The organism is Sphingomonas sp. (assembly GCF_029239295.1).
In the GTDB taxonomy this organism is placed as follows: domain Bacteria; phylum Pseudomonadota; class Alphaproteobacteria; order Sphingomonadales; family Sphingomonadaceae; genus Sphingomonas.
On record NZ_JAQZBC010000007.1, the window covers coordinates 154,589 to 166,644 of the forward strand.

General features: G+C 64.6%; 16 protein-coding genes and 1 pseudogene. 15 read left to right on the forward strand and 2 right to left on the reverse strand.

From position 1 onward, the window contains the following. Positions 1-38 precede the first annotated feature (38 nt). The 5 genes from K0S66_RS09425 (at position 39) to K0S66_RS09445 (ending at position 3,275) form a co-directional block, all read left to right on the forward strand. Entirely contained in the window at positions 39-503 is a 465-nt protein-coding gene (locus tag K0S66_RS09425) for a thioredoxin-like domain-containing protein (RefSeq protein ID WP_301075088.1), read from the forward strand. Positions 504-567: 64 nt separating this feature from the next. Further along, a complete protein-coding gene (locus tag K0S66_RS09430; RefSeq protein ID WP_301075089.1) occupies positions 568-1,125 on the forward strand; it encodes a glycine zipper 2TM domain-containing protein in 558 nt (185 codons plus the stop codon). Between the two features lie 194 nt (positions 1,126-1,319). After that, positions 1,320-1,970 carry a hypothetical protein gene (locus K0S66_RS09435; RefSeq protein WP_301075090.1) on the forward strand — a complete coding sequence of 217 codons (651 nt, stop codon included), beginning with the start codon at positions 1,320-1,322 and terminating at the stop codon, positions 1,968-1,970. Between the two features lie 247 nt (positions 1,971-2,217). Further along, on the forward strand, positions 2,218-2,484 hold the full coding sequence (locus K0S66_RS09440) for a hypothetical protein (protein WP_301075091.1): 267 nt from the start codon (positions 2,218-2,220) through the stop codon (positions 2,482-2,484). Between the two features lie 86 nt (positions 2,485-2,570). Beyond that, positions 2,571-3,275, forward strand: a complete 705-nt coding sequence (locus K0S66_RS09445; protein ID WP_301075092.1) for a hypothetical protein — start codon at positions 2,571-2,573, stop codon at positions 3,273-3,275. Positions 3,276-3,398: 123 nt separating this feature from the next. Here K0S66_RS09445 and K0S66_RS09450 read toward each other — a convergent pair whose 3' ends face one another. Further along, positions 3,399-4,019: a HupE/UreJ family protein gene (locus tag K0S66_RS09450; protein WP_301075093.1), complete on the reverse strand. Its 621-nt coding sequence runs from the start codon at positions 4,017-4,019 to the stop codon at positions 3,399-3,401. A 217-nt stretch (positions 4,020-4,236) separates the two neighbouring features. After that, on the reverse strand, positions 4,237-4,437 hold the full coding sequence (locus K0S66_RS09455; protein WP_301075094.1) for a hypothetical protein: 201 nt from the start codon (positions 4,435-4,437) through the stop codon (positions 4,237-4,239). Here K0S66_RS09455 and K0S66_RS16775 point away from each other — a divergent pair. From K0S66_RS16775 to yut, 10 genes and pseudogenes are all read left to right on the forward strand, one after another. Next, positions 4,364-4,777, forward strand: coding sequence for a hypothetical protein (locus K0S66_RS16775; RefSeq protein WP_366520808.1), 414 nt, complete (start codon positions 4,364-4,366; stop codon positions 4,775-4,777). The two genes, K0S66_RS09455 and K0S66_RS16775, sit on opposite strands and share 74 nt — an antisense overlap. Next, positions 4,762-5,160: a CrcB family protein gene (locus tag K0S66_RS09465; RefSeq protein ID WP_301075097.1), complete on the forward strand. Its 399-nt coding sequence runs from the start codon at positions 4,762-4,764 to the stop codon at positions 5,158-5,160. The genes K0S66_RS16775 and K0S66_RS09465 overlap by 16 nt, the downstream gene beginning before the upstream one ends. 203 nt (positions 5,161-5,363) lie before the next feature. After that, a complete protein-coding gene (locus tag K0S66_RS09470; RefSeq protein ID WP_301075098.1) occupies positions 5,364-5,666 on the forward strand; it encodes an urease subunit gamma in 303 nt (100 codons plus the stop codon). Positions 5,667-5,681: 15 nt separating this feature from the next. Beyond that, positions 5,682-5,999: pseudogene (locus K0S66_RS09475) on the forward strand (urease subunit beta); the annotation flags it as partial. 138 nt (positions 6,000-6,137) lie between these two features. Further along, complete coding sequence (locus K0S66_RS09480; protein ID WP_301075100.1) at positions 6,138-7,856, forward strand: urease subunit alpha; 1,719 nt, start codon at positions 6,138-6,140, stop codon at positions 7,854-7,856. A 44-nt stretch (positions 7,857-7,900) separates the two neighbouring features. Next, positions 7,901-8,542, forward strand: coding sequence for a hypothetical protein (locus tag K0S66_RS09485; RefSeq protein WP_301075101.1), 642 nt, complete (start codon positions 7,901-7,903; stop codon positions 8,540-8,542). Next, complete coding sequence (locus K0S66_RS09490) at positions 8,532-9,245, forward strand: urease accessory UreF family protein (protein WP_301075102.1); 714 nt, start codon at positions 8,532-8,534, stop codon at positions 9,243-9,245. The genes K0S66_RS09485 and K0S66_RS09490 overlap by 11 nt, the downstream gene beginning before the upstream one ends. 22 nt (positions 9,246-9,267) lie before the next feature. Then, positions 9,268-9,915, forward strand: a complete 648-nt coding sequence (ureG, locus tag K0S66_RS09495) for an urease accessory protein UreG (protein ID WP_301075104.1) — start codon at positions 9,268-9,270, stop codon at positions 9,913-9,915. A gap of 2 nt (positions 9,916-9,917) precedes the next feature. Further along, positions 9,918-10,853 (forward strand): urease accessory protein UreD, encoded by a 936-nt coding sequence (locus tag K0S66_RS09500; protein WP_301075105.1) that lies wholly within the window; start codon positions 9,918-9,920, stop codon positions 10,851-10,853. 18 nt (positions 10,854-10,871) lie between these two features. After that, entirely contained in the window at positions 10,872-11,906 is a 1,035-nt protein-coding gene (gene yut / locus K0S66_RS09505) for an urea transporter (RefSeq protein ID WP_301075106.1), read from the forward strand. Positions 11,907-12,056: the final 150 nt, after the last annotated feature.

A 12,056-nucleotide genomic window follows, 5' to 3' on the forward strand; every position in this document is an offset into this window, starting at 1 on the left:
TTCTACTGGCCGCCTGCTGCCTCGGCGGCGGCGCGACCATGCCCGACCCCTTTGCGGGCACGCTGCATCGGCTGGACAAAGGCCGGGTCGCGCGCAGCGCGGTGGCAGACGACGTGCGACAGGTCGCGCTTTATTATGGCGCCAGTTGGTGTGGACCGTGCCGCGCGTTCGTTCCCGAGCTGATCGCCGCCTATCCGCGGCTGCGGGCGATGGGCACGGAAGTGATCTTCGTCAGCGATGATCGCAGCTGTGCGGCGGCGCTGGACTATGCGCGGGCCAGCCGAATGCCGTGGCTGCTGCTGCCGTGCGATGCGCACCGGCGACGCGCGTTACGCGCGTTGGGCGGAACGGCGCTGCCGGGGCTGGTCGTCGTTGATCGCGATGGACGGCAACGCGCAACGAGCTGGAGGGCGGATGACGACAGCGCGCCCCGCGGGACGCTTCGCTGGCTGTTGGACCGGCCGCCCGGTTCAGGCAGACCTGCGGCGGGCGCCGGTACGTGATTTATCGAATCGGAATGTCGGCCATGTGGGCCGATGCTCCCGGAGAGTACGCTGGGAGAGTAACATGCGTCTGCTGATTGCTGGTGCCCTGATCGCCACCGCCGCCCTTGCGGGACCATTGCAGGCGCAGGGACCTCCGGGACCGCCGCCGGGCGGTGGCCCAGGGCGGCCGGGAGCCAACCCGCCGCCTGGTCCACCGCAGATGGGCGGGCCTGCCCGGCCGCCCGGTAATCCTGTCTGGAGCCGGCCGCCGGGTACGCGGCCGCCGCCGCCTCCGCCGCCGAACTGGGGCCAGAACCGTCGCCCATGGGTACGCTATGACTACAACCGGCCGCCGCCAGGGCAGCCATGGTATTATGCCGACCAATTCTATCGCAACGGGCGCTATTACAGGCCGCGCCGGCTTGGGCGGTATGACCGTATCTATCGCGGCTATAATGGGCGTTATTATTGCCGGCGCAGCGACGGGACCACGGGTCTGATCATTGGCGGCATCAGTGGCGGATTGCTGGGCGGATTGCTGGACAACGGCGATTCCAGCCCGCTGGGCGCGCTGATCGGTGCCGGCGCCGGTGCCGCGCTGGGTACGGCGATCGACCAGGGCCAGGTGATCTGCCGCTAGACGTTGCACGCTGAACGAACCGCCGCCTCCGCAAACCCGGTTGCTGATCGCCGAGACGATCATCGATCTGGGTTGCGGGGGCGGTGGCGGTGCCTGCTGCCCATCGGCGGTTCATCAACGGGAATGATATGGATGCACGTGCGTTGGTGTGCCTCAGCACGCTGATGCGCCATTTGCAGCCGAAGGAGCCCCCGTTGCCCGCCGTTTCTTTCTTTCTGCAGTCTCTCCGCCTGACCGGCCGACCGATCGGCGTCCTGATCCGCCGCCGCTCGTTGCTTCTCCTTCCGGTGGCCGGGTCCGCTTTGTCGGTGAGCGGGGCGGCCGGTGCGCAGGAATATGCGACGCGCGATGTCGGCGCCTGGGTGGTGGCGCCGAGCAGCGACCGGAACGGCTGCTTCCTCACGCGCAGCTATGGCGGGGCGCGTCAGACCACGCTGCTGTTCGGACTGGATACCGACGGTAGCAATCGGCTGACCCTGCTGAACCCGAATTGGTCGATCCGGGAGAAAGAGCAGCTGAGGCTCACCTACCGCTTCTCCAACGCTTCCTTTCCGAAGCGGGCGGCGATCGGGATCGCGGCAAACGGCAAGAAGGGGTTCGTGACCAGTTTCGGGGACACCTTTCCGCGTACCATGGCGACATCCACCTTTCTTCACGTGCGACGCGGGGATGTGCCGGTCGAGGAACTGACGCTCGACGGCAGCGGGGCAGCGGTCGCGGAACTTCGCAAGTGCGTAGACGTCTATCGGGCGGTGCCGGCGAAGGTCACGAAGGGGACCAAGGACGGTGGGCGAATCCCGCTGGATCCGTTCGCGTCCGCGCAGCGGCGCGATTCGAAACGGTAAGAAGTTGCGATGAATTGGTTCAGGATCGGTTCAGCTGAAAAGAACAGCGTTATGCAGTAGGTAAGATTAACTAAGTTAAGGTTGGCGCTTAGTGGCTTCAAGCGCTCATTTCACCGTGCAACTGCCCCAATTCACCGACATCTCTATTGCAGGAATGTGTCTGCAGGCGCTCCTTCACTTGGCTAATAATTAATGGAAGAGAGCAATGCTCCCAGCAATGACGAAACTTGCCCCTGTGATTGTGATTATGGCTGCGGCCACGATGCTTGGTGGCTGCGCGACGAAGTCTTACGTGCGCGAACAGATCGCGCCGGTGAGCCAGCGCGTCGACGCCATCGAAACGCAGCTGCAGGCAACCGACAGCACCGCCAAGCAGGCGCTGGCAGAGGCACAGGCGGCATCCGGCCAGACGCAGCAGAACGGGCAGCGGCTCGATCAGCTGAACGGCCGGGTCGACGGTGTCGAACAGCGCATGCAGGAGCAGGAGCGCCGGGGTAAGCGACCGCGCCACTGATGCACCGGCGCCTGTCGCCGACACTTGCATTGTGACTAAATGGGTGGCCGTCCCGCAGCGGGCGGCCATTCTTGACCTGGGATCTGATGATCAAGATCGTATTGATGCTCGCCGGTGCGGCGCTGGTCGCCACCGGCGCAGGTGCCGCGCCGAAGAAGGCCCCGCCTGCCAAGCCCAAGGTGAAGGCGAAGGCGCGCCCGGCCGCGGCAGCCGCCGCCCCGGTGGTGATCAACCCCTCGCCCGACACGCAGCGGGTCGCGGCATGGATCGCCGTATCCGGTGATAATCGCAAGCTGCCCTATGCCATTCTCGACAAGAACACGGCATCGCTGATCCTGTACGATGCCAAGGGGAAGCCGCTGGCCCAGGTGCCAACCCTGATTGGCATTGCCCCGGGCGACGATGCGACGCCGGGGGTGGGCAGCAAGAAGCTGGGTGAGATCGGCCCCGCTGAGAAGACCACGCCGGCCGGCCGCTTTCTGGCGAAGTTCGGCTACGCCTATGGCCAGCAGCGCGTGCTGTGGGTCGATTACGCCAACAGCGTCGCCATTCACCCCATCCCCGGGGATGCCGCGAAGAAGGAAAAGCGGCGCGAGCGGATGCTGTCGGAAACACCCGACGACAATCGCATCACCTTTGGCTGCATCAACGTGCCGCGCGCCTTCTTCGGCAACAGCCTGCGTCCGTTGTTCCAGAAGAACGGCGGCTATGTTTACGTGCTGCCCGACAGCAAGCCGCTGGAAGACGTATTCCCCCGCCTGCGTGTCCACGCACTGACCGCCGGCGCCTGACCGATCAACGACGCACCTCGGCAGCAGTCGGGAAAACGACGACAGCGCCGGCGAGACGCGCGGCGCTGGTGAAGGGCAGGAGGGACCGGGGCGGCCGATCGCCGCCCGGCCACGATGCCGCGATCAGGCGATGCCGGTGAGCAGGCCGACGCCCACTATTGCTGCGACGGCGCCTGCGGAGCGCATCACCTGAGCCACGCCGCGCCCTGCAATCGCGTTGTTCAACACGGCGCCTGAGCCGATCCCGATCGTCATCAGAATCGAACTGCCGAGCAGGAAGCCGCCGGCATAAGGAAGCGCGCCCGAGGCTGCGGGAATTTCCGACCCATGCGCAAAACCGTGAAAGATCGCGAAGAGCGCAACGACCGCAGCGGCCACCGCGGTCTGGGTTTTGACGTTGAGCGCCACGGCGGCGCCGAGAACGACGACCGACAAGGCGATCACGACCTCCACCATCGCGGACGCCGGGGTGGCAAAACCGAGGATGCCGCCGACGGCCATCGCCGCGAGAAACGCCAGCGGCAGCGACCAAAGGGCGCGGCCGCCACGCTGATAGGCGAAGATGCCCACCAGCAGCATCGCCAGCGCGTGATCCAGTCCCGTGAACGGGTGCATGAGGCCGTGGACGGCGCCGCCGGCCACGTCATGGCCAGGATGCGCGAGCGCTACGCCGGGAAGCATGAGCAGGCCACCCCCCAGCAGGCGGATCGAATTCGTCAGGGCCTTGGAGGCGTTACCAGTCATCCCATCGCTCCATTCGCTTGTCGCTTCCCCGGCGAACGAATGGCGGAACGTTATGCAGAAGTTGATCAGGGATATTACTATGGTGCCCACGCGGGTGGCCGGCAGTAACGTCGTTCGAAAGCAACCCGGTCGTCGGGTTCATCGCATCGGGCAGGTGATTATCACAGCCATGTGACCCGTTTCGGTCGGGGCGTAGCTCCCGCCGGGTTCAGCGGTTTCACCGGATGGGATGCGTCACGCGCCGCAAACCTTTGCGCAGGTGGGTGGATATGGTGTTGACCGACATAGCCCTTGTTGCGCTGGGTGGTGGTGCAGGCTCGCTGCTCCGCTGGCTGGTCGGCAAGATGGTGTCCAGCCCCAAACCCGGCGGCATTCCCTGGTCCACGGTGGTGATCAACATCACCGGCGCCTTTGTCATCGGCTATCTGTCGATCCTGTTCTCGGTCGAATGGCATGACCGGTATGGAAGCTTCCTGAAATCAGCGATCCTGACTGGCGTGCGGGGGGGTATACCACCTTCAGCACCATGGAGCTCGATACCGCTAAGTTGTTCCGCGCGGGCGGAGCGCGGGGCGGGGCAGGAAAGGCAGCAGCGTACATTATCGTCCAGCTGGCCGTGGGCATCGCCGCAGCCAGGCTTGGCGCGACGCTGGCGCGCGCGGGTGGCTAGTCAAACACACCGCAGCCGCGGCTGTGAGCGCTGCGGCGACGCAAGCTGGAGTCGCGCAACAAGGAGGCCATCATGGTCCGCGCAATAGCATTGGTGTTTGTCGGCGGCGCGGTAGGCGCGGTGATCAGGGAATTGCTGATGCTGGGCGTGCCAACCGCCAGGGACGGGTTCGTGTGGTCGATCTTCGTCGCCAACGTCGTCGCGTCTTTCATCCTCGGCCTGATCAACGGTCTGCATTCCCGCCAGGCATTGGGGAATGATGCGAACCTGCTGTTGGGAACGGGCGTGTGCGGCGGCATGTCGACCTTCTCCAGCCTGGTCTATGCCACGTTTGTCCTGATGGCAGGTTCAGCCGTCGGCATGCGTGTCGGCCTGGTCTATGTCGGCGCCAATCTGATCGTCGGTTTCGTTCTGGTCATGGCCGGCCTCAAAGTGGGCGAGTCGATGGGCGCTCGCGACGCGCACCGCTGAGCAACGCAGCGTCGCACCGCATGGCAAAGGCCGATGTGGCGGACGCTGCCGAGATGATCGCAGGCGCTACGTAGATATCACAGACGGCACCAGCGATAACATGCAGTATCGGTGTCGATAACATCAGGTGTTCCGCCGGTTTTTTCACGCGGAACAAGAAGATGCGCGTCGCCCGAAAGATATCCAGACTTCAGAGGTTAGCCATGCATCTGACGCCGCGAGAAACCGACAAGCTGCTCATCTACATGATGTCCATGGTTGCCCAGCGCCGCAAGGACGACGGCTTGAAGCTCAATCACCCCGAGGCGGTCTCGCTGATCGCCGCTGCCGCGCTGGACAATGCGCGCGCCGGAAAGACGGTGGAGGAGGTGATGGAGCTGGCGCGCAAGACCATCACCAAGGCGGACGTCATGGACGGGGTGATCGACATGATCCCCTACGTCCAGGTGGAGGCGGTCTTCACCGACGGTAGCCGGCTGGTGACCGTCCACAATCCCGTCCAATAAGGAAGGATCGCTGCGATGGCGGCCAAAACAGATAAGGCGCCGGTCGGCGGGCTCGTGCTTGCGTCGGGCGATATCGAGATCAACGCCGGCTATCCGACGACCACGATCAAGGTTCGCAACACCGGCGACAGGCCGATCCAGGTCGGATCGCACTTCCATTTCTTCGAGGTCAATTCGGCGCTCGAATTCCCCCGGGAACAGGCATTCGGCCAGCGGCTGAACATCCCGGCGACCACCGCCGTGCGGTTCGAGCCCGGGGACGAGAAGGAAATCGTGCTTGTTCCCTTCCAGGGCAGGCAGCGGGCCATCGGGTTCAACGGGCTGGTGAACGGCTGGGTCGGCAACGAAAGCTACGACGCTTTCCGCCCGCGGCTGGCCGACGCGAAGGAGCGGATCGCGCGCTACGGGTTCAAGGATCAGTCCTGAGCAGCGCCGATCCTTTTGCCCCCCTCAAGAACAGGCAGCTGAACCATGGCGAACATTTCCAGGCGTCAATATTCGGACCTGTATGGTCCGACCACCGGCGACAAGATCCGGCTTGGCGATACCGACCTTTATATCGAGATCGAAAAGGATCTGCGGGTCTATGGCGAAGAGGCGGTCTATGGCGGCGGCAAGACGCTGCGCGACGGCATGGGGTTCGACAATGAGCTGACCAGCATCGGTGGCGCGCCCGACCTCGTCATCACCAACGTCACCATCGTTGATGCGATCCAGGGCGTCATCAAGGCCGACGTCGGCATCAAGAACGGCTTGATCTGCGGCATCGGCAAGGCGGGCAACCCGTCGATCATGCCCAATGTGACACCGGCGCTGGCGCTCGGGCCGGGAACGGATGCCATCTCTGGCGAACATCTGATCCTGACGGCCGGCGGCATCGACGCGCACGTCCATTTCATCTCGCCGCAGCAGGCGCAGGCCGCGCTCAGCAATGGCATCACGACGCTGTTCGGCGGCGGCATCGGGCCGACCGATGGCACCAACGGAACGACCATCACGCCCGGCACCTGGAACATCGAGGCGATGCTTCGCTCGTTCGACGGGTGGCCGGTGAACGCCGGTGTTCTGGGCAAAGGGAATTGCTCGACCGCCGGGCCGATCGAGGAGCAGCTCGTCGCCGGTGCGATGGGGCTGAAGATCCATGAGGATTGGGGTTCCACGCCTGCGGCGATCCGATCCGCCTTGAGCGTTGCCGACCGGTTCGACGTGCAGGTCTGCATCCACACCGATACGCTGAACGAAGCCGGCTTTGTCGAAAACACCATCGCCGCCTTCGAAGGGCGAACGATCCACACCTATCATACCGAGGGTGCGGGCGGCGGCCATGCGCCCGACATCATCCGCGTCGCCGGCCAGCCCAATGTCCTGCCCAGCTCGACCAATCCGACGCTGCCCTATGGCGTGAACTCGCAGGCCGAGCTCTTCGACATGACGATGATCTGCCATAACCTTAGCCCGAAGATCCCGACCGACGTGTCGTTCGCCGAGAGCCGCGTGCGGCCCGAGACGATCGCGGCGGAAAACGTGCTGCACGATCTGGGCGCGATCTCGATCATCTCCAGCGACAGCCAGGCGATGGGCCGGGTGGGCGAATCCTGGCTGCGCACGGTCCAGATGGCGCATCTGATGAAGGTCCGCCGCGGCGCTTATCCAGGCGACCAGTCGAACAACGACAATGAACGGGTGCTCCGCTTCGTCGCCAAGGTGACGATCAACCCGGCGATCGCGCAGGGCGTGAGCCAGATCATCGGTTCGGTCGAAGTCGGCAAGATGGCGGACCTGGTGCTGTGGTCGCCGGCGTTCTTCGGCGCGAAGCCGAAGATGGTGATCAAGGGCGGCTTCATCTCCTGGGCGTTGATGGGCGATCCCAACGCGTCGCTGCCGACGCCGCAGCCGGTGATCTACCGCCCGATGTTCGGACAGATGGGCTCCGCACTGGCGCGCACGCGGGTGACCTTCACCTCGCGCGCGGCATTCGATGACGGCATCGCCGACCGGTACGAGCTCCAGTCGCAGGTGATGCCGGTCTACGCCACGCGGACGATCGGCAAGTCGAGCATGGTGCGCAACAATGCGCTGCCGGTGATCGAGGTGAACCCGGAGACGTTCGCGGTGACGGTCGACGGCACGCACGCGACGATCGAGCCGGCGCAGACGCTGCCGCTGACGCAATTGCACTTCTTCAGCTGACGTCCGGCGCGAGGACGAGAGTTCGACACCAAGCGGAGAGAATGATGATCCTGGTCGAAAAGACGCTCGGTAATATCAGGGATCAGGTGTGGAAGGGGGCGAATGTCGAGGATCTCGTCCTCGAACAATGGGAAGCACCCAAGAGCCGGCTGCGCAAGAACACGCCCAGCGGGATCGAACTCGCCATTTCGCTGCCGCGGTCAGAGCATCTCCACGACGGCGACGTTCTCTACCATGATCCGGCCACTAGCCGCATCGTCGTCGCGCGCATCCCGCTGAGCGAGGTGATGGTCATCGACTTGGACATGCCGGCGCTGATGCCGCAGTCCGAGATGCTTCGCCTCGTGTTCGAGATCGGCCATGCGCTGGGCAACCAGCATTGGCCGGCGGTGATCAAGAAACAGACGATCTACGTGCCGCTGTCGGTCGATCGAAAGGTCATGTCATCGGTGATGCGGACGCATGCGTTCCAGCATGCATCGATCCGGTTCGAGCCGGGCGAGGATGTCGCCCAGCGCCTTGATCCGAGTGAAATCCGGCTGCTGTTCGGCGGGGCGGACGCCACGCCGCACCATCATCACGGCCAGGCAGATGGGCCGGCGGGCGCGCAGGCAGGCGGCCCGGTGAGCGGGCAGGTGAACGGGCAAGTTCAGGGACAGGAACGGATCCTGGCCAATGAACGCTGAGGCGCAGCTGATCGGCCCCGACGTGGGCCGTTTGGCGCGGTTGCTGCAATTTGCCGATTCGACCTTGCCCGTGGGGGCGTTCTCCTTCTCGCAGGGGCTGGAATCGGCGGTCCAGCTGAACATCGTCACCGATGCCGCGAGCCTTAAGGATTATCTGACGCTGATCCTACGGCAGGCCGCCTATATGGACGGTGTCGCGCTGCTCCACGCGTGCCGCGCCGCGGCGCGCGGCGATTATGATGCGCTGCTGGAGGCCGACAGCGCCTTGTGGATCCGCCGGGTGGGCGAGGAACAGCAGATGATGCTGGCCCGGATGGGCAAGAAGTTCGCTGAACTCGCAACCGCCATCGCGCCATCGCCGCTGCTCAGCCGCTGGCTGGACGACATACGTAGCGGCGCAACGCCGGGCTGCCTGCCGGTGGCGCAGGCGATCGTGCTCGACAGCCTTGGCGCGCATGAGGCGGACGCCTTCACCGTCCACCAATATGGGCTGGCGTCGATGATCCTGAACGCCGCGCTTCGGCTGATGCGGATCGATCACGTCGCCACGCAGCGGCTGCTGTTCGAGGCGCAAGGCTCGACCCGCGACCATTACCGCGTGGTCCGCTCGCTCGAGCTTGAGGAGATGTCGAGCTTCGCACCGGTGTTCGAAGTCGTCGTCGCACATCACACCAAGACGCACCTGCGCCTGTTCATGAACTGACCTGCCCAACCAGGAGCAAGAGATGAAGAAGATCACGCGCATTGGCATCGGGGGGCCGGTCGGGTCCGGCAAGACGGCGGTTATTGAGACGATCACCCCGCGCCTGATCGAGCGCGGCGTCCGGCCGCTCATCATCACCAACGACGTGGTGACCACCGAGGATGCCAAGCAGGTCCGGCGCACGCTGCAGGGCATTCTGGTGGAGGAGAAGATCGTCGGGGTCGAGACAGGCGCGTGCCCGCACACCGCGGTGCGCGAGGATCCGTCGATGAACATTGCCGCGGTCGAGGAACTGGAGGGCCGCTATCCCGACAGCGATGTCGTGCTGATCGAATCCGGCGGAGACAATCTGACGCTGACGTTCAGCCCCGCGCTCGCCGATTTCTACATCTACGTCATCGATGTGGCGGCGGGCGACAAGATCCCGCGCAAGAACGGCGCCGGGGTCTGCCAGTCGGACATTCTGGTGATCAACAAGATCGACCTGGCGCCTTACGTCGACGCAAGCCTTGAGGTGATGGATCGCGACTCCCGCCTGATGCGGGGGACCAAGCCCTTCGTCTTCACCAACTGCAAGACCGGCGAGGGCGTCGAGACGCTGATGGACATGATCATGGACATGGCGCTGTTCGACGTGAGCCCGGCCCCGTTGGTGGCGGCGCAGGGATAGCCATGGCCCTGCACGAGCAACTGGCACGGATCGACGGATACCGGGAGCTCGCAGGTTTCCAGACCGAACCCGCGCAAATGCGCGCCGCCGGACCGGGCAAGATCGGCGAGCTGCGCCTCGGCTTTTCGCGACGCGACGACCGCTCGGTGCTCGACGATCTCTATCGGGTGGCGCCGCTGCTGGTGCAGCAGGCGCTGTACTGGGACGAGGCGATGCCCGAGCTGCCGATTGTCTCGATCATCTCGGTTGGCGGCGGGATCCTGCAGGGCGATCGCTATCATATCGCGATCCGCGTCGGGGAGGGGGCGTGCGCGCATGTCACCTCGCAGGGCGCGAACCGTATTCACCAGATGGACGCCAATTACGCGTCCCAGCATCAGGAGATCCGCGCAGCGGCGGGATCCTATCTGGAATATCTGCCTAATTTCACCATCCCCTATCGGACGTCACGCTTCATCAGCGAAACCGAGATCACCGCCGATGAGACGGCGACCGTGCTCTACGGTGAAATGGTGATGACCGGGCGCAAGCATCACCATGCGCTGGAGCGGTTCGGCTTCGACCTTCTGTCGATGCGGGTGCGCGCGCGACGGCCCGACGGCAGATTGCTGTTCGCCGAGAAGCTGCTGATCGAGAAGGGCAACGACACGCTCGACCTGCCGGCGGTGGCGCGCGGCTACGACGCCTTCGCCAATGTCCTGTGCCTGACACCGCCCGACACGACGGCGCGGATCGACGCGCGGATGACAATCAACGCCGGCTCCGACCATCCCCGCGCGATGTCAGGCGTGTCGCGGCTGCCCAATGGCGCTGGTCTCATGTTCCGCGCGGTCGGAATCGAAAGCTACGACGTGCGTGCAGAGGTCAGGCGCTTCTGGGCGGTGGTTCGCGAAGAAGCCTGCGGGCGAACACTGGCAACAGATTTCCTTTGGCAATGACATTCTTGGGGAATGATCATGCGTGGTGAAAACAACAATTTCATTACGACCTGTCTGAAGGGCACCTCGCAAGTCTTCTTCATGGAGAATGCGATCACCGGGGCCTTGTTCTTCCTCGCGATCTTCTATGCGTCCTTTGTCACCGGTGTATGGGCAACCTCGATCGGCGCCGTCGTTGGTGTGATCGCCGCGACGGCCGTCGCCAACATGCTCGCGTTCGACGAGCCCGCGCGATTGTCCGGCCTGTTCGGTTTCAACGGCATCCTGATCGGGATCGCGCTGCCGACCTTCGTCGCACCGTCTCCCGAACTGTGGCTCTACATCATCATCGGCGCCGCGCTCACCACGGTCGTCACCGCAGCCTTCGCCGCGACGCTTACCAAGAGCTGGGGGGTCCCGGGATCGACCGGCCCCTTCGTCCTGATCGCCTGGCTGATGCTGGCCGGTGCCTATTCCTTCGGATCGCTGCGCATCCTGAGCGAAACGCAGAAACTGGCGACCGACTATCAGCTTGGCGCCGCCAGTCTGCCCGGGCCGGTCGAGGGCGTGGAGATCTTCTTCCGCAACATCGGGCAGGTCTATTTGCTGGGCAGCTGGATCAGCGGCGCGATCATCCTGCTGGGTATCTTCATCGCTTCACGCCCGGCCGGAATTGCGGCGGTCGGCGGATCGCTTCTCGCCATGGTGACAGCCTTCGTGATGCGCGCCGATCCGGCGCTGGTGTCGCAGGGGCTATACGGGTTCAGCCCGGTGCTGACCGCAATGGCGCTGAGCGTCGTCTTCGTTCAGCCGTCACCGGTCGTGGTCGTCTATGCCGCGCTGGGCGTGATCGTCACGGTGTTCTTCCAGGGCGCGTTCGACCTGATCCTCGCGCCGATTGGGCTGCCCTCCTACACCGCCGCCTATGTGCTGACGATGTACCTCTTCATCGCGCCGCGCAAATTCGCGCCGCCGCATCCGCACAAGCCCGTGACCGACCATGCGCTGAAGCCTGCCGGTCACGCGCCCGCCGACCCTCCGCCCCTTCCACCCGTCACCAACCGCAGCCGATAGGGCCGCGCGCCGCCTGCACATGAAAGCTCCTGCCTGACCACCTATTCCTGAGAGGAAGCGCTGATGAGAGGAATTGAACCGGGCGATACCGCCTTTCTGCTAGGCTGCACGGCGCTGGTCCTCATGATGACGCCCGCGCTGGCGCTGTTC

Excerpts from the sequence above, each read along its gene's own strand:
- K0S66_RS09425 (WP_301075088.1), top strand. The coding sequence starts at position 39 with ATGCCCGACCCCTTTGCGGGCACGCTGCATCGGCTGGACAAAGGCCGG.
- K0S66_RS09430 (WP_301075089.1), top strand. The coding sequence starts at position 568 with ATGCGTCTGCTGATTGCTGGTGCCCTGATCGCCACCGCCGCCCTTGCG.
- K0S66_RS09440 (WP_301075091.1), top strand. The coding sequence starts at position 2,218 with ATGGCTGCGGCCACGATGCTTGGTGGCTGCGCGACGAAGTCTTACGTG.
- K0S66_RS09445 (WP_301075092.1), top strand. The coding sequence starts at position 2,571 with ATGATCAAGATCGTATTGATGCTCGCCGGTGCGGCGCTGGTCGCCACC.
- K0S66_RS09450 (WP_301075093.1), bottom strand. The coding sequence starts at position 4,019 with ATGACTGGTAACGCCTCCAAGGCCCTGACGAATTCGATCCGCCTGCTG.
- K0S66_RS16775 (WP_366520808.1), top strand. The coding sequence starts at position 4,364 with ATGGTGTCCAGCCCCAAACCCGGCGGCATTCCCTGGTCCACGGTGGTG.
- K0S66_RS09455 (WP_301075094.1), bottom strand. The coding sequence starts at position 4,437 with ATGACAAAGGCGCCGGTGATGTTGATCACCACCGTGGACCAGGGAATG.
- K0S66_RS09465 (WP_301075097.1), top strand. The coding sequence starts at position 4,762 with ATGGTCCGCGCAATAGCATTGGTGTTTGTCGGCGGCGCGGTAGGCGCG.
- K0S66_RS09470 (WP_301075098.1), top strand. The coding sequence starts at position 5,364 with ATGCATCTGACGCCGCGAGAAACCGACAAGCTGCTCATCTACATGATG.
- K0S66_RS09480 (WP_301075100.1), top strand. The coding sequence starts at position 6,138 with ATGGCGAACATTTCCAGGCGTCAATATTCGGACCTGTATGGTCCGACC.
- K0S66_RS09485 (WP_301075101.1), top strand. The coding sequence starts at position 7,901 with ATGATCCTGGTCGAAAAGACGCTCGGTAATATCAGGGATCAGGTGTGG.
- K0S66_RS09490 (WP_301075102.1), top strand. The coding sequence starts at position 8,532 with ATGAACGCTGAGGCGCAGCTGATCGGCCCCGACGTGGGCCGTTTGGCG.
- ureG (WP_301075104.1), top strand. The coding sequence starts at position 9,268 with ATGAAGAAGATCACGCGCATTGGCATCGGGGGGCCGGTCGGGTCCGGC.
- K0S66_RS09500 (WP_301075105.1), top strand. The coding sequence starts at position 9,918 with ATGGCCCTGCACGAGCAACTGGCACGGATCGACGGATACCGGGAGCTC.
- yut (WP_301075106.1), top strand. The coding sequence starts at position 10,872 with ATGCGTGGTGAAAACAACAATTTCATTACGACCTGTCTGAAGGGCACC.